Source organism: Halorubrum ejinorense (assembly GCF_039522565.1).
Lineage (GTDB): Archaea > Halobacteriota > Halobacteria > Halobacteriales > Haloferacaceae > Halorubrum > Halorubrum ejinorense.
Window position 1 is genome coordinate 67,596 of the sequence record NZ_BAAADQ010000002.1, and the last position, 22,091, is coordinate 89,686.

A 22,091-nucleotide genomic window follows, 5' to 3' on the forward strand; every position below is an offset into this window, starting at 1 on the left:
TCGCCCCGCCCTACAGCTTCTCGATGTCCCGGGCCGCCTCGGCCTGCTCCCGGACGGAATCGACCGTCGCGGACGGGTCGGTGGCCGCCACCGCCGCGTTGACCGCGCCCTCGAGGACGGGCGCGTCGGCGATCACCGCCTCGGCGTCGCTCAGTTCGACGGCGACGTCGGCGTTCATCACCGCGCTGCCGAGGTCGACGAGGACGACCACGGGGTCGGTCGTCGTCTCCCCGCCGCCGCCGCCCCCGTCGCCGCCGGCCGCGGCGTCGATCGCCGTCTCGATCGCGTCGGGGACGGTGCCGATCCCGCCTTTCCCGTCGCCGCCGACCGGCTCGATGCGGGTGTCGCCCGCCATCTCGGCGGCGATCTCCGCGATCCCCTCGGCCGCCCGCTCGCTGTGTGAGACGACGACGATCCCGACCATCAGGCTCCCTCCGGCTCCGCCTCGTCGGGGTCCTCGTCCGGGATCGTCGGCGAGGAGGCGTCCGTCTCCGGCACGTCGACGCCGAGTCGGTCGGCGGCGACGGCGAGGAGCTCCTCCGCGATGAACAGCGTGCTCGTCGCGCCGGGGTCCTGGTGGCCGACCGAGCGCCAGCCGAGATACGAGGCGCGGCCCTTCCGGGCGCGGAGCGGGACGGTGAACGCGACGCCGCGCTCCGCGGCGTCGACCGCCTTCGCGAGCGCCTCGATCGGGGGGAGGTCGTCGACCTCGATCGACTTCTTGAACGTGTGGACCGCGGGCGTCAGCGCGTCCACCATCGTCTGGTCGCCGACGCGCGCGTCGCCTCTGTCCTCGACTTTCTCTAGGTACGTCTCGGCGAACGCGACCGCGGTTTCGGCCGTGATCCCGTCTTCGAGGTCGCCGGCCGCGAACACGAGCGAGCCGCCGAACAGCGGGCCGGAGGCCCCGCCGACCTCGGCCATCAGCGTCTTGCCGACCGTCTTCGCGACCGTCTCGGCGTCCGGGTCGTCGAGGTCGCTCGCGGCCGCCGCCGCCTCGGCCCAGCCGCGCGCCATGTTCCCGCCGTGGTCGGCGTCGCCGATGGCGGAGTCCAGCTCCGTCAGGTGGTCGCGCTCCGCCTCGATGCGTTCTGCGACGGCCTCGACCGCCGCGACGACCGTCGCGCCGTCCTCGGTCATTGGACGGACATGGCCGGGGTGTCGGCCGGCGCCGCGAACAGCTCCTTCAGCTCCTCGTCGACCGCACACACCGTGATCGACGCGCCCGCCATGTCGAGGGAAGTCATGTAGTCGCCGACCCAGGCGTCGTGCGTTTCGAGGCCGCGTTCGCCGAGCAGCTCCTGAAGCCGGCGGTTGACCACGAACAGCTCCATCTGCGGCGTGGCGCCCATCCCGTTAACGATCGTGAGCACCTCCTGTCCCTCGTCGAGGTCGAGGTCGTCGAGGACCGCCTCGGTCAGTTCGTCCGTGACCTCGTCGGCGCTCATGGTCCCGGTGCGTTCCGTGCCCGGCTCCCCGTGAATCCCGATCCCGAGTTCGATCTCGTCGTCGCCCAGATCGAAGGTGGGCTCGCCCTTCTCGGGGGTGGTACAGGAGGTGAGCGCGGTGCCCATCGTCCCGACGTTGTCGACCACCTTCTCGGCGACGCGTTTCACCTCGGACAGGTCTGCGCCCTGCGCGGCCTTCGCGCCCGCGGCCTTGTGGACGAGGATGGTCCCGCAGACGCCCCGCCGGCCGGAGGTGTACAGCGAGTCCTCGACCGCCACGTCGTCGTCGACCACGACGCTCTCAACTTCGACGCCCTCCATCTCCGCGAGTTCGATGGCGGTCTCGAAGTTCATCACGTCGCCCTCGTAGTTCTTGATGACAGCGAGGACGCCGTCGCCGGCGTCGCAGGCGCCGATCAAGGCTTCGAACTCGTCGGCCGTCGGCGAGGAGAACACGTCGCCCGCCGCCGCGCCGTCTAACATCCCGTCACCGATGTACCCGGCGTGGGTCGGCTCGTGGCCGCTGCCGCCGCCGGTGACGATCCCCACCTTCCCGTCTACCGGCCCGTCGTCGCGGACGAGCACTTGCGTTCCGTCGAGGCGTCGCAGGCGGTCGGGATACGCCGCGGTCATCCCGTCGAGCATCTCGTCGACGACGTCGTCCGGATCGTTGATCAGCTTCTTCATGATCGATCAAACTGACTCGCCCGGACCGGTTAAACGTAGTGGGGGCTTCTGGTCGTCGCTCTCCGTCGCTCGCCGGTCAGTTCGGTTCGACGGTGACGGTCTCGCACTCCGGACAGCGGTAGACCCCGGCGTCGGTCCGGTCGGGCGACGCGAACTGGTGGTCGTTCTGACAGACGCCGCCGGACTCGATGGCGGTCGTCGGGTCGAGGTCCCTCGACTCGCAGGCCGGACAGACGTAGGTCCCGTTCCCGACTTCAGTCGGCGCGGCGAAGTGGTGGCCCTTCAGACAGCGGCCGCCCTCCTCGACGCCGTCCGTGCCCGGCGTGACGTTCTTCGCGTTACAGGTCGGGCAGTAGTAGGTGCCGTCGCCCGCGCGCTTCGGCGACGCGAAGCGGTGCCCGTTCGAACAGGTCCCGCCGTTCTCGAAGAGGTCCATGTCCGGCCCACGGAGAACGGCGTCTAAACTGCTGTGGTCGTCGTCGTTCCGGGATCTCGAAACGAGCGACCCGTGCCCGTCGCGGCCGATCGCGGCGTCTCACAGCGACCGTCGAGAGGTCGGCTCGTCCGACCCTCGAACCGCCCGGGATACGACTCCGTGCCGACGGCCAGTGTCACGCCCTCAGACGTCACGTCGTACCTGCGGCTCTCCGCGAATATACATCTAATGTCCGACATAACCCAGAGAACTATTTCCCCGTCCGAATGCGGAGTGCGTCGTTCCGGCGTCGGCGACGCACAAAGGCGCGTTTGACCCACCACCGTCCTTTTCGAACCGGTACCCCTCGTCCTCGACATGAACAGGCGGACGTATCTCGCGGCGGTGTCCACCGCCAGCGTCGCCGCGGCGGCAGGCTGTAGCGCCGTTTCGGACACGCAGACGATCTCCGAGCCGACCGTGGACGCGGACTCGCCGGGGCGGAAGACGCTCGTCTTCGAGGCGGACGACGGGGAGGTGGGCCACGTCGGCGTGGACGGGACCGTCGACTCCGGCCGGATCGACCTCTCGACCGAGATCTGGCACCGAGAGGGGACGCGCGTCTCGTCGATCAGGCTGAACGTCTGGACCCCCGATCCGGCGACGGGATCGCCCGCGAGAGTCGCGGTCGTCTCTCCGGTCGAGGGGGACAGTTCTCCGCCGCCGTCGATCTCATTGTACACGCCCGATCGCCGGCCCGGCACGGTCGTCGAGATCACGGACTTGGACGACCTCGCGGACGAGACGATCAGCACGCTCGGTCTCGTCGTCATCCCCGCCGCAAGCGAGGACACGGAGTTGCGGATCCGCGCGACCGTCGAACTCACGGGGTCTGGCGTTCTCGGGAGCGACTACACGCTCGACGGGGAGCTTCAGTTGGCGTACCCGGCGCTCGCCGAACGGTAGCTGCGGCCCGGTCGCCGGTTCGGTCGGTGTGGCCGAGGGGTCGTCCGGCTGTGTCGGCGAGTCGTCCGGCTATGTCGGCAAGCCACACGACCGGGCCGATGAGCCGACCGGCGGCGCGTCTCCTCCGGGCGCGGAGCGCTCGCCGCGACCGCCGCTCGGTCACTCAGTTCGAGTCGAACACGGCCGCGAGCGCCGTGCTCGCCCCCTCGTGAACGCTCACCCCGTGCCCGACGAGCACGTGTTCGGGCTCCCACGCGGCGAGCAGCTCCGGAGCCTCCTCGACAGCCGGGTGAAGACCGAGCGTATCGCCCTCGGCTCCGAACGCGGGGAGCGTCCCGAGCGTCTCCGGCACGACGAGCGTCGCCGTCGACCCGTTCCACAGGACGGCCTCCTCCCACTCGTCGGAGCGGGTCAGTTCGCGGACCGCGTAGTCCGTTCCGGCGAGCGTCTCTCCGGTCGCCTCGGCGTCCGCGTCGAGTTTCTCCCGAGTCAGCTCCATCCAGCCCGGCACCGAGACCGCGACGTCGTGTCTGTCCGCCACCGCCGCGGCGTCGCGCGTGTGTCGGTCCTGAAGGACAGCGACACCGGCAACGTCGCCGAGTTCCCCCAGCGCGTCGTCTAACCCGTCTGCGTCGACGGGGTCGATCACCCAGACGCCGGCGTCCGTCGCGAGCGCGTGGCTCGCTCGCTCCGCGTCCTCCTCGGGGTGTGCGATCCAACTGAACCCGCCGCTCCACTCGGTCACCGCACCGATACCCGCGTCGTCCGCGCCGGTCTCGTCAGTCACGTGTCACCGAACAGGGCCGACGACCATACGTCTGTGGGCGGGATCGGGTCGCCTCCTCGCGAACCGGACGACCGAAATCCCTCAGCGACGGGCTCGGTGCGCGCCCGGTCTGGCGTCCCCGCCAGGTGGCGGCTGGGGACTCGGCCGGCCTCCCGAGTCGACAGACGCGGAGCCGTGACGCCTCCGTCCCGCCGGAGCCACTGGTTCCATTCCGGTCGCGGCGGTGGCGATCGCATGGAACTCGCACCCGGCCTGTCCGGACTTCCGCTCGACGTCTCGACGGGCGACCGCGAGATGCGGCTCAACCCGGTCGCCGTCGAGACGCCCCGGGGGCTGCTCCTCCTCGACGTGGGGCTGCCCGAGCGGGCGGACGTGCTCGCCGACGCGCTCGCCGCGTCGCGGACGCTCTGTTTCTACGGTAGATACGTCGACGCCGGGAGCGACCGGCTCGACGAGCTACTCGCCGAGCGGTAGGGAGTCGAGTCGGGGGACGCGCTTCGGCGTCCGGAGACAGCGCCTGGTACGGCCGTTCGCGAATCGGCTCTCCGCGCCTGTGGTTTATCAACGGTTTTGTCCGTCCAGCCACAACGACCGGTATGGAATTCGACTTCCCGCGGTCAGTCGTCCCGCTCGCCGCGATCGTCGCCGTCGCCTCGATCGGGCTCACGAGCGTGATGACGCCCTCGACCGTGTTCATGATGGTCCTGCCCTCGATGATCGTCTTCTCGGTCGTCGCGTTCTTCTTCGGGATGAAACACGGCGAGTTCCGCGCGAGCCCCTAGGCTCCGGTCGGGGGCGCCCACCAGAGGCGCGCAACGCGGCCGAGCGCGACGGTGCCCGCCACGTTGCCCGTGACGCTTACTCGCGGAACGGCCACGGCGAGACACCCACTCGTGCGGACGCGTCTTGCTACCCGGGAACGCGAAGCGCGTGAGTCGGGGGGACGTCGCGACCGGAGCGCTTTCCGACGCGAACGGCTCGGAGGCGTCGACGACGGCTCAGCTGAACAGCGCCCCGTCACCGACCGGCCGAGCGGCCGAGCTGGTCTCCGGAGAGGACGGGAACCCGTCGGATCCCTTCGAGCAGGCTTTGTTGAAATCCTCATTAGTTGATATTTTCATATCCTCAATCGCTCAGTATAGAGGATGCATTCCTCATCAAGGAGTTCCAGTTCGACTCCAAACTGAGGATGTAGAGACTACGTCTTCTTATTTGGAAGCGACCAGCGGGAGGAGGAGATGGTCGGGCGCATTCCCTACCGGTGTATCATTCCCAGTATTCGACTGCGAACGTCATCAGGGGAGTCGAACGTTTGGTCGTCCGTTGAGGCAAGTACTTCTTCGAGAGTTTTCGTCCCGTGTTGGGTTTCGATGCCGTAGTCGCCGTAGGCCTCGACCAATTCGTTCGTCGTGGTCGGATATTCTTCGGCTTCGAGTTCGTTATCAAGTTCACCAAGCCGCTCGTCAGGGTCGCCGGGCATTGCTTTGTCTTCCTGATCGCGGTCACGTGTTTCCTCCCGTTTCCGCTCTGGTTCGCGTCGCTCTTCGTCATCTGGCATATCTCTCCGTAGGCGATGGAACCGGATAACGGTGTGGTCGCTCCCTGATGTGCCCATCTTGAACACGATGAGAATACCCTCGGTGTATTGATGACCGCTGAACGAAGCTCGTCGTAAATCTGCTTTCGCAGAACACCCGAAAATTCGACGCCTCTCCTATCAGAACCAACCAGTAAGCATACATTCCTCTGCGACCAGCTGTTTCAGCTCAGTTTGTGTCTGAAGAATAGGATTTCAACAGAGCCTTCGACCACGAATCGGCCTGATACCCGACCGCCCACACGCCGATTAAAGGCCCCAAAGGACGGTGATCCCGACCGTCGCGACGACGGCGAGCAGCAACTGGAGCGGGCCACCGACCCGAAGGAAGTCGGTGAACCTGTACCCACCGGGGCCGTACACCATGAGGTTCGTCTGGTAGCCGACTGGCGTCATGAACGACGTCGCGGAAGCGAACATCACCGCGAGCAGGAACGCGAACTCGTTCGCGCCCAGTTGGGACGCCGCGTCGACCCCGACCGGAATCATCAACACCGCCGTCGCCACCGGCGTAATGACGCTCGCCAGCACCCCCGAAACGGCGTACAGAACGAACAGCACACCGACGAGCGGGAGGGACCCCTCCGTCGCGACGAGAAAGTTAGAGATGAGGGCCGCGCCTCCGGTCGCCTCGAGCGCGATACCGAGCGGAATGACGCCCGCCAGCAGGAAGATGACGTTCCACGAGACCGCGTCGTACGCGTCCGGGGTGGTCAGACACCCCGTGACGACCATCGCAACGACCCCTATCAACGCGGCGATGACGATCGGGAGGACATCGAGCGCAGCGAGGCCGACGACGCCGGCCAGAATCCCGATCGCGAGCGGCGCCTTCGGAGAGAGCGGCGCGATCTCGTCGACGTCCGCGTCGGCCAGGCGCTCCACGGCGCGCTCGTCGGCGACGAGGAGGTCCCCCGTCTCCGTGAAGTACCGGATGGACGCCGGCGTCGTCCGCACCAGTAGCAGGTCGCCGGCCTGTAGCGTCCGGTCGTCGACGTCCGTTCGGAACAGGTCGCTCCCGCGGCGGATGGCGAGGACGCTGGTCTCGTGATAGTCGTGAAGTCCGGTCTCGGTGACGGTCTCGCCGACGAACGGCGAGTCCTCTAAGACGACCGCCTTCGCTAAGGTGCCCTCCGTGGCAGTCGACTCGAACGTCTCCTCGGTCACTCGCTGTTGTACCCGCTTGTTGAGGGCCGCCTCCTTGCGGAACTGATCGATCGTCTGTAGCGACCCGTGGACGATCAGCGTGTCACCGGCCTCGATGAGGCGGTCGGAGTGCGGACCGGCGTACGCCGCGCCGTCCCGGCGCGCCTGGAGGACGCGGGTGTCCGGATACTCGCGGTCACACTCTTCGACGGAGAGGCCGACGAGGGGCGAATCCGCCCGTACCCGCATGGAGGTCAGGTAGTCGGCGATTTCGAACTCCGCGATCGGGTCGCTGTCCACGGGAACCCGAGCCGGCGTGAGTCGCCACCCGACGGTGAGGAGGTACGCGAGCCCGACCGTCAGGAGGACCAGCCCGAGGCCGCTGAACTCGAACATGCCGATCCCGTCCCGGCCGTCGATGAGGAGGCGAGCGAAGTCGCTGGCGAGGATGTTCGTCGACGTGCCGATGAGCGTGAGCGTCCCGCCGAGGATGGCGGCGTACGACAGCGGCAACAGGAGCTTCGAAGGGCTGAGCTCGGTCGTCTCCGCGAGTTCCGTGACCATCGGAATGAAGACGGCCACGACGGGCGTGTTGTTCACGAATCCCGCGATCGGGCCGGTCGTACAGACGGTCGCGACGAGCGCGCGGAACTCCCTGCCCGCGGTGAAGTCGGCGAGGTAGACCCCGAGCCGTTCGACGACGCCCGTGTTCTGGACGCCGGCGCTGAGCATGTACATCGCGATGATCGTGACCGTTGCGGGGTTCGCGAACCCCGAGATGGCGGCCCGCGGACCCACGCCGGTCCACGGTTCGAGGACGACGAGCGCCGCGACGACGCCGATGGCCGTGACGTCGTTGGGCACCACCTCGGTGACGAACGCGACGAGCACCAGCGCGATGAGAGCGAAGACCACGGTCGCGCCCGTCACCTCGAAAACTGCCATGTCCCTGCCGACTCGGGTCGCGGCCTTGACTGTTGTCCCGCCTCGTTCGGTCACCGACTCGGCGGTCGGCGCGGACGAGCGTCGCGAGCGCTGTCGGATTTACGAATCTGGGGAGAGTACCTTGCTGGTGAGCTACGACCCGGCGACCGTCGGTCGGTACGAGAAGCTCGTCGAGCCGTGGGCGACGGACCGCTACCCCCTCACGCTCGACTATCCGGTCGTGGACGGGCTCAAGTTCGACGCGGCCGACGAGGACGGCCGTCCGTGGGACGTGAAGGGGTCGATGGTGAACGGAGTTCGACCGACGTTCAAGTTCTGGGAGGACCAGCACGAGACGCTCGCGAACGCTGACGGCGGGTATGCGCTCGTGTGGTACCGAGCGGAAGGGAGAGAGATAACTGTCGTGTCGTCGCGGACTGTGAAGGCCCGGGACTTAGAAATCACGAACTGGACGAATCCAGGGGACACGCACTATCGGAGTCACTCTCGGGAGGCGCAAATCAACCCGGGAAGAATCAGGCCGTAATGTACATACTGGCACTGTTGAAATTCTTATGAACTGTGAGGATCGGCGTGCGAGATACAGAGGTTGTGTTCAGCAGAGGCCATGTTCTATTCGAGAAAGCTAGTTTGATGATCTATTTTATATTCTCCTCGTCAATTTTGGGATACAATATTATCCCAAACTATTTGTAGTCTGCTCTCTGGGATACAGGTGGGATACAATGGCAGACAGAAAAAACATCAAAGTCAGTCCGGACACCCACGAGCGACTCAGCGACACAAAACCAGACAACAGCACTTGGGATGGCTTTCTTCATCATTTGCTGGATGCTTATCATGACCCGCGGCCCAGAATCCCGCGCTGGGGTACAACGCTTGAAGAGACGGGATCGTTGAGCCATGACGATCGAGAAGAACTCGCGGAACAGGCCCGAGAACTCCAAGGTCAGGTCAATTTCAAAGAGTTGCTACAGGAGACGGATGATACCTCTGAATCATCGGCAGCCCTAATCGCGGAGTTGACCGCCAACCGTGTCGTCGAGAAGTTAGAGGATAAAACGGATGTCTGACCAGTTTCCGATTCACGAGGATTTGAATGAGCTTGACGGCAGAACTGTCTACAAGTCGAGTAACTGGTGGAAAGCAGTGGTGCTGTATGAGGGATTCAGTGGGCGCAAAATCAGTATTTATCTCTGGAAACAGAAGGAAGGCAGTTGGAAGAGAAAACAGAAGTATGTCATTGAGTCTGAAGACGACTGGGAAGCAGATCAAGAAGCCGTCCAATCCTTAATTGAGGGACTTACAGAGTCATGAGATCGCACATTTCCTTCTTACAGACTATACCCATCCCCATTACGCGTTCTGATACATGTGCGCGCTGTATTCAGCACGTCTTCAACAATATATCTCCGATCGAGGATTTCAACAGAGTCGAATAAGCCTAATTATCCAAGGTGTTATTTCCGACCCAATTTTTCGCCGAGCCCGGCGCTTGGGTTTTTAATGGGGTATCACTCGTCGACCGTCTTGTCGCCGGCTAAAAGCCGGCGGCTGTACGCAATGACATCTGAGACCGCAATTGAGGCGTTTCGAATAGCCATCGTAATTATCGTGGGCGTCTGGGTCCTGCTCCAGACGGTGGCGATCCTTTTCTAGGATCAAGAAGGGGTGCTGTACCCCATTTGGCTTATTCGGCCAAAGTTAGTACAACATCACCAGCATCTGGAGCAACACCCAAGCACCGACGGTTATTACAATGGCTGTTCTGACCAGATCTATCGTTTTATCGACTCTCATAGTTCGTGTCATCGGTTATCCCGACAACAAGTCTGCCGACGAGAGAATTATTGTTAAAAACCCAAGCGCCGGGAAGTCAAAGCGCATCCAATTGAGTATCCATCAGTCTCACAACATAGCCACAATCGATGATGATTCTCTATCCGATTAGGATTCACCTCGTGACGGAAGCCCAATAGACAGTAAAGTCTGTAGAGTCATTTGAGATGGCAACCAACTATTGTCATATTTATATTATTTCTATTTAACTGCCCAATAACCCTGGTGAAGCGGGGTGGTATCTTAGCTATGTGGCCTTAGCCACACCCCTAACCGCCAACCGACCCCTCGGTGTCGGTTCGGTGTCGGCGAGCAGCTCGTCGAGTCCGGATCCGCGCTTGTGTTGCGGTCGAGATCGTCGCGAACCAACCGGTCGAGAGGACCGATCGTGGCGAAAACAGGATCTGGGTAGTGTTGCCACTCACGAGGGGCCGCGCTACCGGAGCGTCTGCCCCTTCCCCCACGCACTCCGCACCGGCCGGATCTTCGGACCCGACGCGTCTCGGTAGTGCGACACCGCCTCTTTCAGTCGCTCCGGATCGCGACCCGCACCGACCCAGTATCGCTTGAGCCGCGTCACCAGCCCTGACTAGGACTCGTCCGCGAGGTTCCCCATTCGGACCCGGAGGTGCGCCTCGCGCTCATCGATGTGGATCCCGTTCGCTTGGCAGAACGCGATCAGTCCGTCCGCCCGCTCGTCGAGCGACGCTTCCCGCTGTTGATGAACCGCTTCTCGTCGCGGTCGAGCACGTACACGTCCTCGAACGTCTCCGGCAGGTCCTCGTACGAGCAGACCCAGTCGTCCTCCAGTCTCGCCATCCCGTCGACGAGCGCTTCGTGGTCGATCGCGTTCACGAGGTAGTAGTCCTCGTAGCCGACGTAGGGCGGTCGCAGTAGAACACGGTGTCCTCGCCGTCGTACTTCGCGAAGACGTCGGCCCAGTCGAGGTTCTCGGCGACCACGTCCCCGGAGCGCTCGGCGAACTCGTCGAGGCGGTCGACCTTGTTCGCGTACGACAGCGCCCGACTCGACACCTTCGAGGTCCCGAACCCGGCCGGGCAGTCGTACCCGGTGTCGCCTCCTTCGGCGACACGAAGGCGGAAGCCCTCCGGATGCTCGCGGAGGCGATCGAACTCCACGAGGGCGGCGGCGAGCCCGTCACCGACGGGGATCTCGAAGAGTGGGACCTCGACGACTCGGAACCCGGCGACGAGGAGCTTCCTGACTTCACGAAGTGAATGGTTCGGACGAGTTTCTCGGACGCGAGATCGCGTCTGTTCTCCACGCTCCGGCTAGGATTGCGTCGGTCGAGTCGAGAGCCACCTGAGGATGCGGTACGAGTTACCGGACACGGACGAGGTTCGCGTGGTAACTGTGCCGATGGCGTCGGAAGACGAGATCCCGACCGGGACGCTCCACTCGATCGCTGACCTGTGCGGCGCCGACGACTTCCACGCGCGAGTGGATCGACGAGCATCGCTGATTCCCGACTTCCCGACTTCTTATACATCCCGTTATCGTGAATCTCTCAATCGGTGATTGGTTTCGGCAGTCGTGTTGAATACGGCGTGAATGAGGTACAAACCGAGGCCGGTCTACGGGAGAGAGTGATCGGTCAGTAAGGGGAGTTCACTTTCTGAAACCGACAGGTGCTCTGAGTGACTACCGGCTTGGCGTCTCGACTAGCATATGGTGTTTTTACTCCAGTAACGATGATTAGGAAGAGATTACTTTAAGTATTCTTACGCTAATTGATAGGTATATAATGTACATCAGGTGCGTTCCCGTGAATGGGCGTGAGAGGACCATATCGCCCCAGAATGAAGAGAGTAATCTGACTATACTTTGCGACATATTCGTAGGGAACTCGTGGATCTAGATCTCAAACAGCATCTCCCGAGTTTGGTGCTTCTGTTCGGGCTTGCTGTCGTAGCAGTGTTTCTCCGGGCCAATTCTGATCTGTTCGTGCCGGTAGCTCGAGATCTCGACTTTGCGTTCCAGCTGATGGTCGCCGGGACGATTATCGCGATCCTTCGGAATGAACTCGGTATGAGCACCTTCGGCGTGTTCGGGCCAGTAATTCTCTCCTTTTCGTGGGTGATTATTGGACCGTTTTGGGGGTTTATCGTTATCGCTTATATCTTCATCATCACGTCACTCGCTCGTGTCGCAATCAGTGACTTGGATCTCGGAACCGCCCACCGTGTGGCGTCACTCCTCGTCGTCGCAGCTATTGGCTTATTTGTAATCGAAGCCGCTGGCCAACTCCAAGATCTCTCATCGCTTCAGGCGATTATTCTATTTCCGGTGGTGTTGACCACTTGGTACGCTGAGCGCTTCGTCGGGAGTCTCACCGAAACCGGGTGGCCGCCTGCGGCACGCCGCCTCGCTGCTACGCTTGTCAGTATCGCTGTAGCGTTCTTTATTATCAGCTACGAGCCACTCGTCGGATTCGTCATCCGTTCTCCGGAGCTGTGGGTCGCACTTGTAGCTATCAACATTTTCCTCGGGACGGCCACTGATACTCGCCTCGGCGAATACCTCCGATTCAGAACGTTACGGCGCTCTCTTGGAGCAAAAAATGCCGGTAATATTCTCACGATGCGCATCAGAAATCGAGAGTTCATCAGCAAATACAACCCCGCGTCGGTCATGTCGACGTTCAATAAAGGCAAGGTAAAGAGAACTCTTCACGGGCTTTCGATTCCCACGCCTGCCACCTATCTCATCGCTGAGGATGAGTCCGATTTCCAGGAACTTCAGACGCTTCTCGAGACACAGGACAAGTTCGCTATTAAGCCGATTGATGGCTCCGGTGGCCGTGACGTACTCGCTGTTCGTGGTCGCGACGAGGAGACCAACGAGTTCCTCACGAACCGTGGGCGGCTAACGGCTGATGAAATCGTGGCCCATACGCGAAATATCTGTGTCGGTGGTGTCAGTGACTATGGCGCTCGGAGAGAGGCCCTCGTCGAGGGGTTCATCACACCTGATGGACTGCTAGCTGACCGAACAACAGGTGGAGTCCCCGACCTTCGAGTCATTACTCTCCTCGGCTTTCCGGTGATGTCGATGGTTCGACTCCCGACCGAGGAGTCCAATGGAACTGCGAATATTCACACGGGCGCTGTCGCCGTCGCTATCGATATTGCAACTGGTGAAGCGTCCGGTGGGTACCAGCAGACCCGCAACGAATTCATTGACTCCCACCCTGATTCGGGAGCCGATCTCGAATTCAGCATTCCCGACTGGGAAGACGTCCTCACGATGGCTTCGCAGGCAGCCATCTCGAGCGGCCTAGGGTTCACTGGCGTGGATATTGTCTTCGATGAGGACGATGGTCCAATGGTGCTTGAAGTGAATCGACGTCCCGGCCTCGGGATCCAGAACGCGAATATGGACGGCTTGCTACACCGCCTTCGCTACGTCGAAGCACACGGTGATCCGGACCAATTCCAATCTGCGTACAACCGCGTGCTCCGCTCGCAAGAATGGGCGAAACAGGACTGGGGGATGGTTGAGCAACTACCTACAGAGCGCAAGACTCCCAGCGAGGTGGGGATCTGATGTCATCGAGAGAAGTCGGTGACAACGCGTGGCCGTACACGCAGCTCACAGCCGCCTTACTGTTCAGTATCCTCCTGTTCATCCCTATTGTCCTCGCAGGACTACCCGGAGTCGCTCGGACGGCGATCACTGGTCTACTCACTCGCGAAGAGGTAATCCTGATCTTCTTTACAGCGATGCCTCTCGTGTTCACTGCCTTCGCTGTGTACCGTGTAGCACAGTTTTACGGAATCTTTGGAGATAGCGATTCAACGTAGGAATCGCAGGACGAGACTCCCCGACTTCTAGAACAAGTCGTCAACGGACCCCTAATTCCGCCCCGATCACGCCGAGGACCTCGTGCGCTGGTTTGCCCGTGGCAGATCCGGCCATGACAACGTCCTCGTCGGCGTCTCCCGGCGGGAGGCGAGCCGCCGCGAACTCGCCGAGACGGTCGAAAATCACCACACACGCCTCGACACTTCCCGACGCAGACGAAGCTATTTGCTCGCTCGGAGAAACGCTCACGCATGGCCCCCACCCTGCCGGACGACTTCGAAGAGCGGTTCTGGCGCCGCCACTCCAATCCGAAGAGCGGCTGGAGTCGCACGGTCCTGCTGCCGGCGCTCCTCTTCGCCGTCTATCACCGGAGATGGCGACTCGCGGGCGCCGCGCTCCTGTTCACCGCGGTGAACCCGATCCTGTTCTCCCCGCCGGACGACGACGACGCCTGGATGACCCGCGTGGTGCTGGCCGAGCGCTGGTGGACGCGCGAGCGGAAGGCGGGCGTCTTCGACCGCGCGTACCCGAACTGGCTCAACCTGCTCAACGTTCCCGTCTCGGTGTACGCGTTCGTCGCCGCGTACCGTCGCCGACCCCTCCGGGCCGGCCTCGCCGGAGCGCTCGCGATGGCACTGAAGTTCTGGTACGTCGGCGCGCTGGTCCGCCGGTACGACGACGCCGACCCGCGGGAGGACTGACCGCGACCCGCCGCTCGCCACTTCCACTTTCACTCCCCGCGTATGGCTCACCCCTTTTTACCGTCTTCCCGTCGGCACGCACATGTCCACTCGTTCCGACCGACCGATCGCGGACCTCCCGGACCTCGCGCCGGGGGTCACGCTCGTCGACGTCGACGACGACCTCGGCGTCGCGCCCGTTCAGGCGCTGCTGCTCGACCGCGTGCTCGGGAGCGACGGCCCGGCGTTCTGGGTCGACGGCGCGAACCGAGCGAACACGACGCGCCTCCGCGAGCTCGCGCCGGCCGACCGCGTCCTCGACCGCGTCGAGGTGGCCCGCGGGTTCACGGCGCACCAGCACACGGCGCTGCTCGACCGGCTGGCCGGCCGGCTCGCGGCCCGGGCGTCGCCGTCGGTCGTCCTCGCGACCGGCCTCGACGCGCGCTACCGCGACGCCGACGTCGACGGCGAGCTGGCCGAGGCGATGTTCGTCCGCGCCGTCGCGTCGGTCGCGCGCGTCGCCCGCCTCCACGACGCCCCCGTCCTCGTGACGCGCTGCCGCGACGACGAGCTCTCGCGCCCGCTCCGCCGCGCCGCCGCGACGCACCTCACCTGCCGGGCGACGGCGTTCGGCCCGCGCTTCGAGGGCGCCGCGGGCGAGGCGGAGACCCTCGTGTACCACGGGGCCGACGGCTGGATACAGACGACGCTCGCGTACTGGCGCGAGGTCCTCGAACACCGCGCCCGGATGCACGAGTCGGCGGCGCTCGACCGCCCGGCCGCCGCGACGGGGGTCCGCTGATGGGCCGGACGACCCCGACGTACCGGGACCGGCTAACCGCGCTCGAAGACGAGTGGGGGCCGTTCCGCCGCGCGCTGCGCCGCGGGGACCAGCAGCGGTTCGACCGGCTGTTCGCTCACGCCCGCGACCGCGCGGACGCCGCCGGCCACCTCAACCACGCCGACCCGCTGGCGCCGGTGTGGATGGCGGTCGCGCTCGAACAGGAGCGCCGCATCGCCGAGCTCGAGTCGCGGGTCGACGCCCTCGACGACGCGTAGCCGTGGTCCTCACGGTCGACTTCCTCGACGACGGTCGCGTGGCCGAGTGGCGGCTCGCGTCGGACGGCGCCGACCGCGAGGTCCGCGAGAGCTACCGCCCGACGCTGTTCGTCGGCGACCCGGTCGACGACCTCTACGGGCGCGCGGGCGGCCCCGACCCGACGCCGCCGGCCCGCGACGGGCTCTCTGACGCGCTGTGTGACCTCCGGTCGTTCCTCGACGGGCAGGCGGCGGTCGACGCGCTCGACGTCGAGTCGCACCGCCAGACGTTCCGGACGACCGCCCGCCCGCTCCTCCGCGTCGACGCGGCGTCGATCGACGCCGTCCGGACGATCGCGAAGCGGGTCCGCGGGTTCGACCGCCCGGACGCGTACACCTGCTACGACGTCGATCTCACGCGGGAACTCCGGTACTGCCTCGAAACGGACGCGCCGGCCGCGCCCGACCGCGAGGTCCGCGATCTCCGGGCCATGCGCTTGGAACGTCCCCGCCACGAGTCGGGCGTCGAGTCGCTCCCGCACCTCACGGTCGACGGCGAGCGGGTCGGGTCGTCGCCGGGCGAGGTCGTCGCGGGCGTCCGGGCGGCCCTCGACGACCGCGACCCGGACGTGCTGATCGCGTCGACCGCCGACCTCGTCCCGCTGCTGTTCGAGGCGGCCGACGCCGTCGGCGTCGACCTCGCACTCGGCCGCCGACCGGGGTACGCGAAGCTCGCCGGCGAGTCGACGTACACCTCCTACGGGCGGGTGGGCCACTCGCCCGCGCGGTACGCGGTGCCCGGGCGCGTCGTCGTCGACGAGTCCAACTCCTTCTTCTACCACGAGTCGGGACTCGAGGGGTGTCTCGACCTCGTCGAACGCTCGGGATTACCCCTCCAAGAGCTCGGCTGGGCCTCCATCGGTCGGGTGTTGACGGCGATGCAGATCCGCGAGGCGCGGCGCCGCGACGTGGTCGTCCCCTGGCGGGCGTGGCGCCCGGAGCTGTTCAAGTCGGCTGCGACGCTCGACGACGCCGACCGCGGCGGAACGACGCTCGCCCCGGAGGTCGGCGTCCACGAGGACGTCCACGAGCTCGACTTCGCGTCGCTGTACCCGAACATCATCCGGACGCGCAACCTCTCGCCCGAGACCGTCCGGTGCGGGTGTTGCGAGACCGACGACGTCCCGGAACTGGGCTACTCGGTCTGCGACCGCGACGGCTACCTGCCGGACGTGCTGGGGCCCCTCATCGACGCCCGGAGCGAGATCAAAGCGGACCTGGCCGACGCCGACGGTGACGAGCGGGAGCGGCTGGCGGCCGCCTCGTCGGCGATCAAGTGGATCCTCGTCTCCTGTTTCGGGTATCAGGGGTTCAGCAACGCGAAGTTCGGCCGTATCGAGTGTCACGAGGCGATCAACGCGTACGCCCGCGAGATCCTCCTCGACGCGAAGGGTGCGCTGGAGGCGGCCGGGTGGCGCGTCCTCCACGGCATCGTCGACTCCATCTGGGTGACGCCCGCCGAGGGCCGCGAGCAGCGCCCCCTGACCGCGGTCGCCGACGAGATAAGCCAGGAGGCCGGCGTCGAGTTGGAGTACGAGTGCGCGTTCGACTGGGTGGCGTTCTGTCCGACCCGAAACTCGCAGTCGGGCGCGCTGACGCGCTACTTCGGGAGGCGACGCGGCGCGCCGTACCCCGAGACCGGGCTCGGCGACGCGGTCAAGACCCGCGGGATCGAGGGCCGGCAGCGCTCGACCCCGGCGTGGGTCGAGGACGTCCAGCGCGAGGCGCTCCGCGTCTTCGACGAGACGCGCTCGCCGGAGGCGGTGTGCGACGCATTCCGGCGGCGACTCCGCGAACTGCGCGCGGGCGATGCGGACCACGCCGACCTCGTCGTCGACAACCGCGTGTCGAAGACCGTCGGCGACTACTCGCGCGAGACCCTCACCGTGGCCGCGCTGAAACGGGCGCAGACCGAGGGGGCCGGACTGGCCCCCGGGCAGACGGTCCGGTACGTCGTCGTCGACGCGGACGCCCGCGGTCCGGCGCGCGTCCGACTGGCGTTCGAGGACGTCGACCGCTACGACGCCGCGTGGTACGAGGACGCCGCCGTGCGCGCCGTCGAGAGCGTGCTGGCTCCGGTCGGGTGGCGCGACGGGGACATCGAGCGGTACCTCTCCGGAACCCGGAACGAGACGCTGGCGAGCTACTGACACGGGGGCGCGGCCGGTCCCGCGGAGCACCTCCCCGAGCGACGTCGGCGCGCTCGACCGTCAGGACACTACCTCGCGGACCGCGTCGGGGACGTCGGTCCGGTCGACCTCCCGAACGGACGAGATATCGGTGTCGGACGTCCCGTACTTGTACCCCGATCCGGTCAGTATCGCGGCGACGTCGTCGTCGGAACCGAACTCGCCGGACGCGGTGAGCTCCCGGACGGCGGCCGTGGCCACGGCGCAGGACGGCTCGACGGAGACGCCGGCGTCGGCCGCGAGCCGGTCCCGCTCGGAGATCATCACCTCCTCGGCGACGGAGACGACGCCGCCGCCCGTCTCCGCGACGGCGGCCAGCGCCCGGTTCCCGCTCGGCGGATCGGCGTTGTTGATCGAGACGGCCGCGGTCGGTTCGCCCTCGACGGACTCGACGCGCGACGCCCCGCGTCGATACGCCTGTGCGATCGGGTCGCACCGCGCGGCCTGCGCGAGGTAGATCCGCGGCACCGCCGAGAGCAGTCCGGCCGCGTCCAGTTCCCGAAGCGCCTTCCACACGCCGCTCGCCTGCCCGCCGCTGCTGACCGGCAAGACGATCGCGTCGGGCGCGTCGGGGGCGAACGCCTCGCAGATCTCGTACGCGACCGTCTTCTGTCCGGCCACACGGAGCGGGGCGTCCGAGTTGAGGAACGCGGCGCCGAGGTCGCGTTCGAGGGTGTCGTCGTAGAGCCGCCCGTAGTCGCCGCGGACTCGAAACAGGTGCGGGTCGTGTTGGGCGATCATCGCGAGCCGGGAGTCGGGTGTGTCCTCGGCCACGAGGATGATCGCCTCCCGGTCGACCGCCGCCGCGTGCGCGGCGACGCTCAGCGCCATGTTGCCGTGGGAGACCGTTCCGACCGGGCCCTCGAGCCGACTGATGCCGACGGCCGTCCCCCGGTCCTTGAAGCTCCCCGTCGGGTTGACGCCCTCAACCTTGAGGTGAACCCGAGGGCCGTCCGGCGATTCCATCGACGGGGCGCGGAACAGCGGCGTTCCGCCCGCGGCGGCGGCGAGCCCGTCGGGCACCGTCGCGGGAAGCACGGACTCGTAGCGCCAGAGCGTGTCTCGGCCGAGCGACACGCCGCCCGCCGTCGCTCCGCTCGCGTCGCGCCAGTCGAACCCCGCGGCGTCGGTCTCGAACCAGAGCGGCTCGCCGCAGCGACAGCGCGCCGCGTCGCCGAAGGGGAACGTCTCCCCGCAGTCGTAACACGTCAGCTGCTCCATACCCCTCTCTCACGGGCGGTGTACAAATGGTTAGTTGCGAGCGTCGACCGAGGCTCAGGAGGTCGTCGGGCCACAAACGCGCTCACGACTGAACTCAGTCGAACGGTGAACGTCGCGGTGAGACGGCTACCTCGGCCGATGTCGAGCCGCTCCCGTTCGTGCCGAGATTGCCTCTGCCACCGCGGATCGGGGGGCGGTGGTGACTACCGCGGTAATTCCTGCTCGGACAAGACACGCTATCAGCGCCTCTAGCGGTGTATAACGACGAAATTGGGTGGCTGGGGAGTCCCAGCCCACCAATCCCGCACGGCCGAAGACCGTGCGCGTTGTAGGTGGGCCAACACGGATTTGAACCGTGGACCTCCCGGTTATCAGCCGAGCGCTCAACCTGACTGAGCTATTGGCCCAGGTGAGCGCATTCAATCGTTGCGCGGGTAGGATTTTAAGGGTTTCCTTTCGCGAGTCGCCCCGCCGTGTGGCGGTTTCACGCGGCGTCTGGAGGCCGGCGTCGTCAGTCGGTTCCGGTCCGCTCCTCCTCCTCGACGCTGAAGTCGACGTCGACGACGTCGTCGTCGGCCGCCGAACTCCCGCCGGCCGCGTCGCCGGCGTCGTGGCCGCCCCCGTCACCGCCCGAAAACCCGTCTGAACCGTCGCCGGGGCCGCCGCCGGGGAAGCCGGCGCCGCCCATCGAGAAGCCGTCCTCGCCGTCGTTCGGGAAGCCGCCGACGTACACGTTCCCCGAGAAGAAGCCGTCCGTCTCCTTCTCGATGTACGGGACGACGACGTACTTCTTCAGGGCCATCCGGATCGGGACCCGCGAGAGCGGCAGCGCGAGCAGGAACCCGACCGCGTCGGTGACGAGCCCGGGGGTGAGCAGGAACGCGCCCGCGGCGATCAACAGCCCGCCGTCGAGCAGTTCGTCGGTCGGCGGCGTCCCTTGCGCCAGCTTGCGCTGGACGCGTGCGAGGGTCGCGCGCCCCTCGGCGCGCAACAGGAGCATTCCGAGGACGGCCGTCAACACGACGAGCGCGACCGTCACGGCCCACCCGAGCCGCGTCGCGACCACGATCAGAAACAGCGCGTCCACGAGGGGGACGACGAGTAGCAGCGCGAGCAGCGTTCGCGGGCGCATGGCCCCGCCTTCCCGCCGGGCGCTCATAGCCCTTTTCCTCGCGGCGGCCGGCGGACCCCCTACGCCGGCGCGGCTCGCGACCCGATCTCACCCCGCCACGGCCGCCGATTCGGGCTCGGTCCCCCGGCCGCGTCCGCCGCGACCGCCACGGCTTTGCCCGCCCGGTCCGAGCCGGCGGTATGGACATCGTCGGCGCGCTCGGACGCGATCCGCCGGACCGCGAGTCGCTGCCGCGGTGGGTCGCGCCCCTCCCGGAGTGGCTGGAGGACGTCGCCTTCCGCTTCGCGTGGGTCATCGTCGCCATCAACCTCGTCGGCACCGCCTTCGGCTTCTGGTACTATCGGTTCCAGTTTCAGGCCCTCCCGACCGAGATGTGGATCTTCATTCCGGACAGCCCCGGCGCGACGCTGCTCATCGCCGTCGCGCTCGGCGCGTGGGCGCTCGGCAGATCGAGCGACACGCTCGCCGCACTCGCCTTCTTCGGCAACGTCAAGCTCGGGCTGTGGACGCCGTACGTCCTGATCGTCTTCTCCCCGCAGTTCCTCGCGAACTCGGGCCCGGCGCTGTACGCGTTCCTCCTCGTGAGCCACCTCGGAATGGTCGTTCAGGCGTTCGTCCTCCACCGCATCACCGACTTCCCGCTCCGCGCGGTCGCGGTCGCGGCCGCGTGGTACACCGTCGACCTGCTGATGGACTACTTCGTCCCCTTGACGGGCGAGGTGACCCACACGTCGCTCCCGTACGCCGACGCCGAGCCGTGGCTCACCACGACCGTGTTACAGGTCGCGGCGGCGGGCGCGGTCGCGCTCACCGTGGTCCCGCTGTTCTGGATGCTCGCTACTCGGATCGCGACGCTTCGGAACGCCGCGCCCGAGACCTTCGCTTGAGCCGGGCCGCCACCTCCTCGAGTCGCGCCGTCTCGGGTCTCCTCGCCGTTTCGATTTAAGTCACGGCGCCCCGTCTGTGGTCCCATGAGCCACTACAGGCGGATCGCTGACCTCCCGGTGACCATCGAGTCCGTCGGCCGCCGGCGGTACGTCGCGAACACGACGAGCGGCTTCGAGCGGACGACCACGGAGTTCCGCCTCACCGGCGACGGCGTCGTCGGCCGCGGCGAGGACGTGACCTACGAGACGCCCGACCACGACGCGCTCGTCGGGACGGACCCGATCGACATCGAGGGCGAGTGGACGATCGACTCCCTGTCGGATCGGCTCGACGAGATCGATCTGTTCCGCGAGAAGCCGCCGGAACAGGAAACCTCTCGCAACTACCGCCGCTGGGCGGTCGAGAGCGCGGCGCTCGACCTGGCGCTCCGCCAGCGCGAGGAGTCGTTGGGCGAGTGCCTCGGGATCGAGCCCGACCCGGTCCGCTTCGTCGTCTCCACGCGGCTCGGCGACCCGCCGTCGACCGAGCGGGTCGAGGACCTGCTCGCGCTCGACGCGGACCTCGAGTTCAAGCTCGACCCGACGCCGGAGTGGCCCGAGGCGGCGTTCGAGACGCTCCGAAAGACCGAGGCCGTCCGCGTCCTCGATCTGAAGGGCTGGTACGAGGGGACCGAGGTCGACGTCGAGCCCGACCCGGAGCTGTACCGCGACGTGTTCGCGGCGTTCCCGGCCGCGGTCGTCGAGGACGCGGCGTTCACCCCGCAGACGAGCGCGCTCGTCGAACCGCAGGCCGACCGCCTCTCGTTCGACTACCCGATCGACGGCGTCGAGAGCCTCGAGTCGCTCCCGGTCGAACCGGGGTGGTGTAACATCAAGCCCTCGCGGTTCGGCACGCTCGAATCGCTGTTCGAGACCATCGAATACTGCGAGCGTGAAGGGATCGAGATGTACGGCGGCGGGCAGTTCGAACTCGCCAGCGGGCGCACCGCGATCCAGACGCTCGCCGCCCTCTGTTACCCCGGCGCGCCGAACGACGTGGCGCCCGGCGCGTTCAACGACCCCGACGCCGAGCCGCCGTACCCCGAGAGCCCGCTCCGGCCCGGCCGCGACGCGGTCGGGTTCGAGTTCTGAGCGGGCGCGAGCCCGACGGTTCTGGACTCGATTGGGTACAAACTGAACTGCGGCGCGCGCGGCTGGGGCTTCGTAAATCTCGCCGCTCTCCGGTTCAG

24 protein-coding genes, 1 tRNA gene and 1 pseudogene are annotated in these 22,091 nt (G+C 66.1%); 14 read left to right on the forward strand and 12 right to left on the reverse strand.

All coding sequences use genetic code 11. The features are described 5' to 3' along the window. Window positions 1–10: 10 nt before the first annotated feature. The 4 genes from ABDZ89_RS02485 to ABDZ89_RS02500 all read right to left on the reverse strand — a co-directional run bounded on the left by ABDZ89_RS02485 (window position 11) and on the right by ABDZ89_RS02500 (window position 2,571). Window positions 11–424: a PTS-dependent dihydroxyacetone kinase phosphotransferase subunit DhaM gene (locus ABDZ89_RS02485; RefSeq protein ID WP_343776323.1), complete on the reverse strand. Its 414-nt coding sequence runs from the start codon at window positions 422–424 to the stop codon at window positions 11–13. Then, window positions 424–1,140, reverse strand: coding sequence for a dihydroxyacetone kinase subunit DhaL (gene dhaL / locus ABDZ89_RS02490; RefSeq protein WP_343776325.1), 717 nt, complete (start codon window positions 1,138–1,140; stop codon window positions 424–426). Before dhaL ends, ABDZ89_RS02485 begins: the two co-directional genes overlap by 1 nt. After that, complete coding sequence (gene dhaK / locus ABDZ89_RS02495; protein ID WP_343776327.1) at window positions 1,137–2,135, reverse strand: dihydroxyacetone kinase subunit DhaK; 999 nt, start codon at window positions 2,133–2,135, stop codon at window positions 1,137–1,139. Before dhaK ends, dhaL begins: the two co-directional genes overlap by 4 nt. 76 nt (window positions 2,136–2,211) lie before the next feature. Further along, window positions 2,212–2,571, reverse strand: coding sequence for a hypothetical protein (locus ABDZ89_RS02500; protein ID WP_343776329.1), 360 nt, complete (start codon window positions 2,569–2,571; stop codon window positions 2,212–2,214). 357 nt (window positions 2,572–2,928) lie between these two features. Here ABDZ89_RS02500 and ABDZ89_RS02505 point away from each other — a divergent pair, with 357 nt between their 5' ends. Next, on the forward strand, window positions 2,929–3,516 hold the full coding sequence (locus tag ABDZ89_RS02505; protein WP_343776331.1) for a DUF8121 family protein: 588 nt from the start codon (window positions 2,929–2,931) through the stop codon (window positions 3,514–3,516). A gap of 163 nt (window positions 3,517–3,679) precedes the next feature. Here ABDZ89_RS02505 and ABDZ89_RS02510 read toward each other — a convergent pair whose 3' ends face one another. Next, a complete protein-coding gene (locus tag ABDZ89_RS02510) occupies window positions 3,680–4,303 on the reverse strand; it encodes a hypothetical protein (protein ID WP_343776333.1) in 624 nt (207 codons plus the stop codon). Between the two features lie 234 nt (window positions 4,304–4,537). Between ABDZ89_RS02510 and ABDZ89_RS02515 the strand changes: the two genes are divergently transcribed. Both ABDZ89_RS02515 and ABDZ89_RS02520 read left to right on the forward strand, forming a co-directional pair. Continuing rightward, entirely contained in the window at window positions 4,538–4,777 is a 240-nt protein-coding gene (locus ABDZ89_RS02515; protein ID WP_343776335.1) for a hypothetical protein, read from the forward strand. A 122-nt stretch (window positions 4,778–4,899) separates the two neighbouring features. Beyond that, complete coding sequence (locus tag ABDZ89_RS02520) at window positions 4,900–5,085, forward strand: DUF7333 family protein (RefSeq protein WP_343776337.1); 186 nt, start codon at window positions 4,900–4,902, stop codon at window positions 5,083–5,085. A gap of 473 nt (window positions 5,086–5,558) precedes the next feature. On the opposite strand, the gene ABDZ89_RS02525 is transcribed toward ABDZ89_RS02520, so the two are convergent. Both ABDZ89_RS02525 and ABDZ89_RS02530 read right to left on the reverse strand, forming a co-directional pair. Further along, window positions 5,559–5,861: a DUF5789 family protein gene (locus tag ABDZ89_RS02525; protein WP_343776339.1), complete on the reverse strand. Its 303-nt coding sequence runs from the start codon at window positions 5,859–5,861 to the stop codon at window positions 5,559–5,561. A gap of 288 nt (window positions 5,862–6,149) precedes the next feature. Further along, entirely contained in the window at window positions 6,150–7,991 is a 1,842-nt protein-coding gene (locus ABDZ89_RS02530) for an SLC13 family permease (RefSeq protein ID WP_343776341.1), read from the reverse strand. A gap of 127 nt (window positions 7,992–8,118) precedes the next feature. On the opposite strand from ABDZ89_RS02530, the gene ABDZ89_RS02535 reads away from it, so the two are divergent. From ABDZ89_RS02535 to ABDZ89_RS02545, 3 genes are all read left to right on the forward strand, one after another. Next, complete coding sequence (locus tag ABDZ89_RS02535) at window positions 8,119–8,517, forward strand: PD-(D/E)XK family putative nuclease (RefSeq protein WP_343776343.1); 399 nt, start codon at window positions 8,119–8,121, stop codon at window positions 8,515–8,517. Window positions 8,518–8,716: 199 nt separating this feature from the next. Then, on the forward strand, window positions 8,717–9,064 hold the full coding sequence (locus ABDZ89_RS02540; protein WP_343776345.1) for a hypothetical protein: 348 nt from the start codon (window positions 8,717–8,719) through the stop codon (window positions 9,062–9,064). Next, window positions 9,057–9,308, forward strand: a complete 252-nt coding sequence (locus tag ABDZ89_RS02545; protein WP_343776347.1) for a hypothetical protein — start codon at window positions 9,057–9,059, stop codon at window positions 9,306–9,308. The genes ABDZ89_RS02540 and ABDZ89_RS02545 overlap by 8 nt, the downstream gene beginning before the upstream one ends. A 1,200-nt stretch (window positions 9,309–10,508) precedes the next feature. Here ABDZ89_RS02545 and ABDZ89_RS02550 read toward each other — a convergent pair. Together ABDZ89_RS02550 and ABDZ89_RS02555 are read right to left on the reverse strand one after the other, a co-directional pair. Beyond that, window positions 10,509–10,685, reverse strand: coding sequence for a hypothetical protein (locus ABDZ89_RS02550; RefSeq protein ID WP_343776349.1), 177 nt, complete (start codon window positions 10,683–10,685; stop codon window positions 10,509–10,511). Next, on the reverse strand, window positions 10,682–10,969 hold the full coding sequence (locus ABDZ89_RS02555) for a DNA adenine methylase (RefSeq protein WP_343776350.1): 288 nt from the start codon (window positions 10,967–10,969) through the stop codon (window positions 10,682–10,684). The genes ABDZ89_RS02550 and ABDZ89_RS02555 overlap by 4 nt, the downstream gene beginning before the upstream one ends. Between ABDZ89_RS02555 and ABDZ89_RS02560 the strand changes: the two are divergent. The 6 genes and pseudogenes from ABDZ89_RS02560 to ABDZ89_RS02590 form a co-directional block, all read left to right on the forward strand. Then, window positions 10,901–11,068, forward strand: a pseudogene (locus tag ABDZ89_RS02560) (type II toxin-antitoxin system HicB family antitoxin); the annotation flags it as partial. The gene ABDZ89_RS02555 and the pseudogene ABDZ89_RS02560 overlap by 69 nt on opposite strands. Window positions 11,069–11,699: 631 nt before the next feature. Then, a complete protein-coding gene (locus ABDZ89_RS02570; protein WP_343776353.1) occupies window positions 11,700–13,397 on the forward strand; it encodes a sugar-transfer associated ATP-grasp domain-containing protein in 1,698 nt (565 codons plus the stop codon). Between the two features lie 509 nt (window positions 13,398–13,906). Beyond that, the gene (locus tag ABDZ89_RS02575) at window positions 13,907–14,356 is read left to right on the forward strand and encodes a DUF6653 family protein (RefSeq protein ID WP_343776355.1); all 450 of its coding nucleotides are present in this window, start codon (window positions 13,907–13,909) and stop codon (window positions 14,354–14,356) included. An 82-nt stretch (window positions 14,357–14,438) separates the two neighbouring features. Further along, window positions 14,439–15,137 carry a P-loop NTPase family protein gene (locus ABDZ89_RS02580; RefSeq protein ID WP_343776357.1) on the forward strand — a complete coding sequence of 233 codons (699 nt, stop codon included), beginning with the start codon at window positions 14,439–14,441 and terminating at the stop codon, window positions 15,135–15,137. Then, on the forward strand, window positions 15,137–15,394 hold the full coding sequence (locus ABDZ89_RS02585; protein WP_343776358.1) for a DUF8156 family protein: 258 nt from the start codon (window positions 15,137–15,139) through the stop codon (window positions 15,392–15,394). Before ABDZ89_RS02580 ends, ABDZ89_RS02585 begins: the two co-directional genes overlap by 1 nt. 2 nt (window positions 15,395–15,396) lie before the next feature. Continuing rightward, a complete protein-coding gene (locus tag ABDZ89_RS02590) occupies window positions 15,397–17,583 on the forward strand; it encodes a type B DNA-directed DNA polymerase (protein ID WP_343776360.1) in 2,187 nt (728 codons plus the stop codon). A gap of 60 nt (window positions 17,584–17,643) precedes the next feature. Here ABDZ89_RS02590 and ABDZ89_RS02595 read toward each other — a convergent pair whose 3' ends face one another. The 3 genes from ABDZ89_RS02595 to ABDZ89_RS02605 form a co-directional block, all read right to left on the reverse strand. Next, window positions 17,644–18,843, reverse strand: a complete 1,200-nt coding sequence (locus ABDZ89_RS02595; protein WP_343776362.1) for a pyridoxal-phosphate dependent enzyme — start codon at window positions 18,841–18,843, stop codon at window positions 17,644–17,646. A 333-nt stretch (window positions 18,844–19,176) separates the two neighbouring features. After that, window positions 19,177–19,250 (reverse strand) — tRNA-Ile (locus tag ABDZ89_RS02600). 104 nt (window positions 19,251–19,354) lie between these two features. After that, window positions 19,355–19,975, reverse strand: a complete 621-nt coding sequence (locus ABDZ89_RS02605; RefSeq protein ID WP_343776363.1) for an FxsA family protein — start codon at window positions 19,973–19,975, stop codon at window positions 19,355–19,357. A 179-nt stretch (window positions 19,976–20,154) separates the two neighbouring features. On the opposite strand from ABDZ89_RS02605, the gene ABDZ89_RS02610 reads away from it, so the two are divergent. Both ABDZ89_RS02610 and ABDZ89_RS02615 read left to right on the forward strand, forming a co-directional pair. Beyond that, a complete protein-coding gene (locus ABDZ89_RS02610) occupies window positions 20,155–20,862 on the forward strand; it encodes a DUF1405 domain-containing protein (RefSeq protein WP_343776365.1) in 708 nt (235 codons plus the stop codon). Window positions 20,863–20,946: 84 nt separating this feature from the next. Beyond that, a complete protein-coding gene (locus ABDZ89_RS02615; protein ID WP_343776367.1) occupies window positions 20,947–21,993 on the forward strand; it encodes an enolase-like domain-containing protein in 1,047 nt (348 codons plus the stop codon). The last annotated feature ends 98 nt before the right edge of the window (window positions 21,994–22,091 follow it).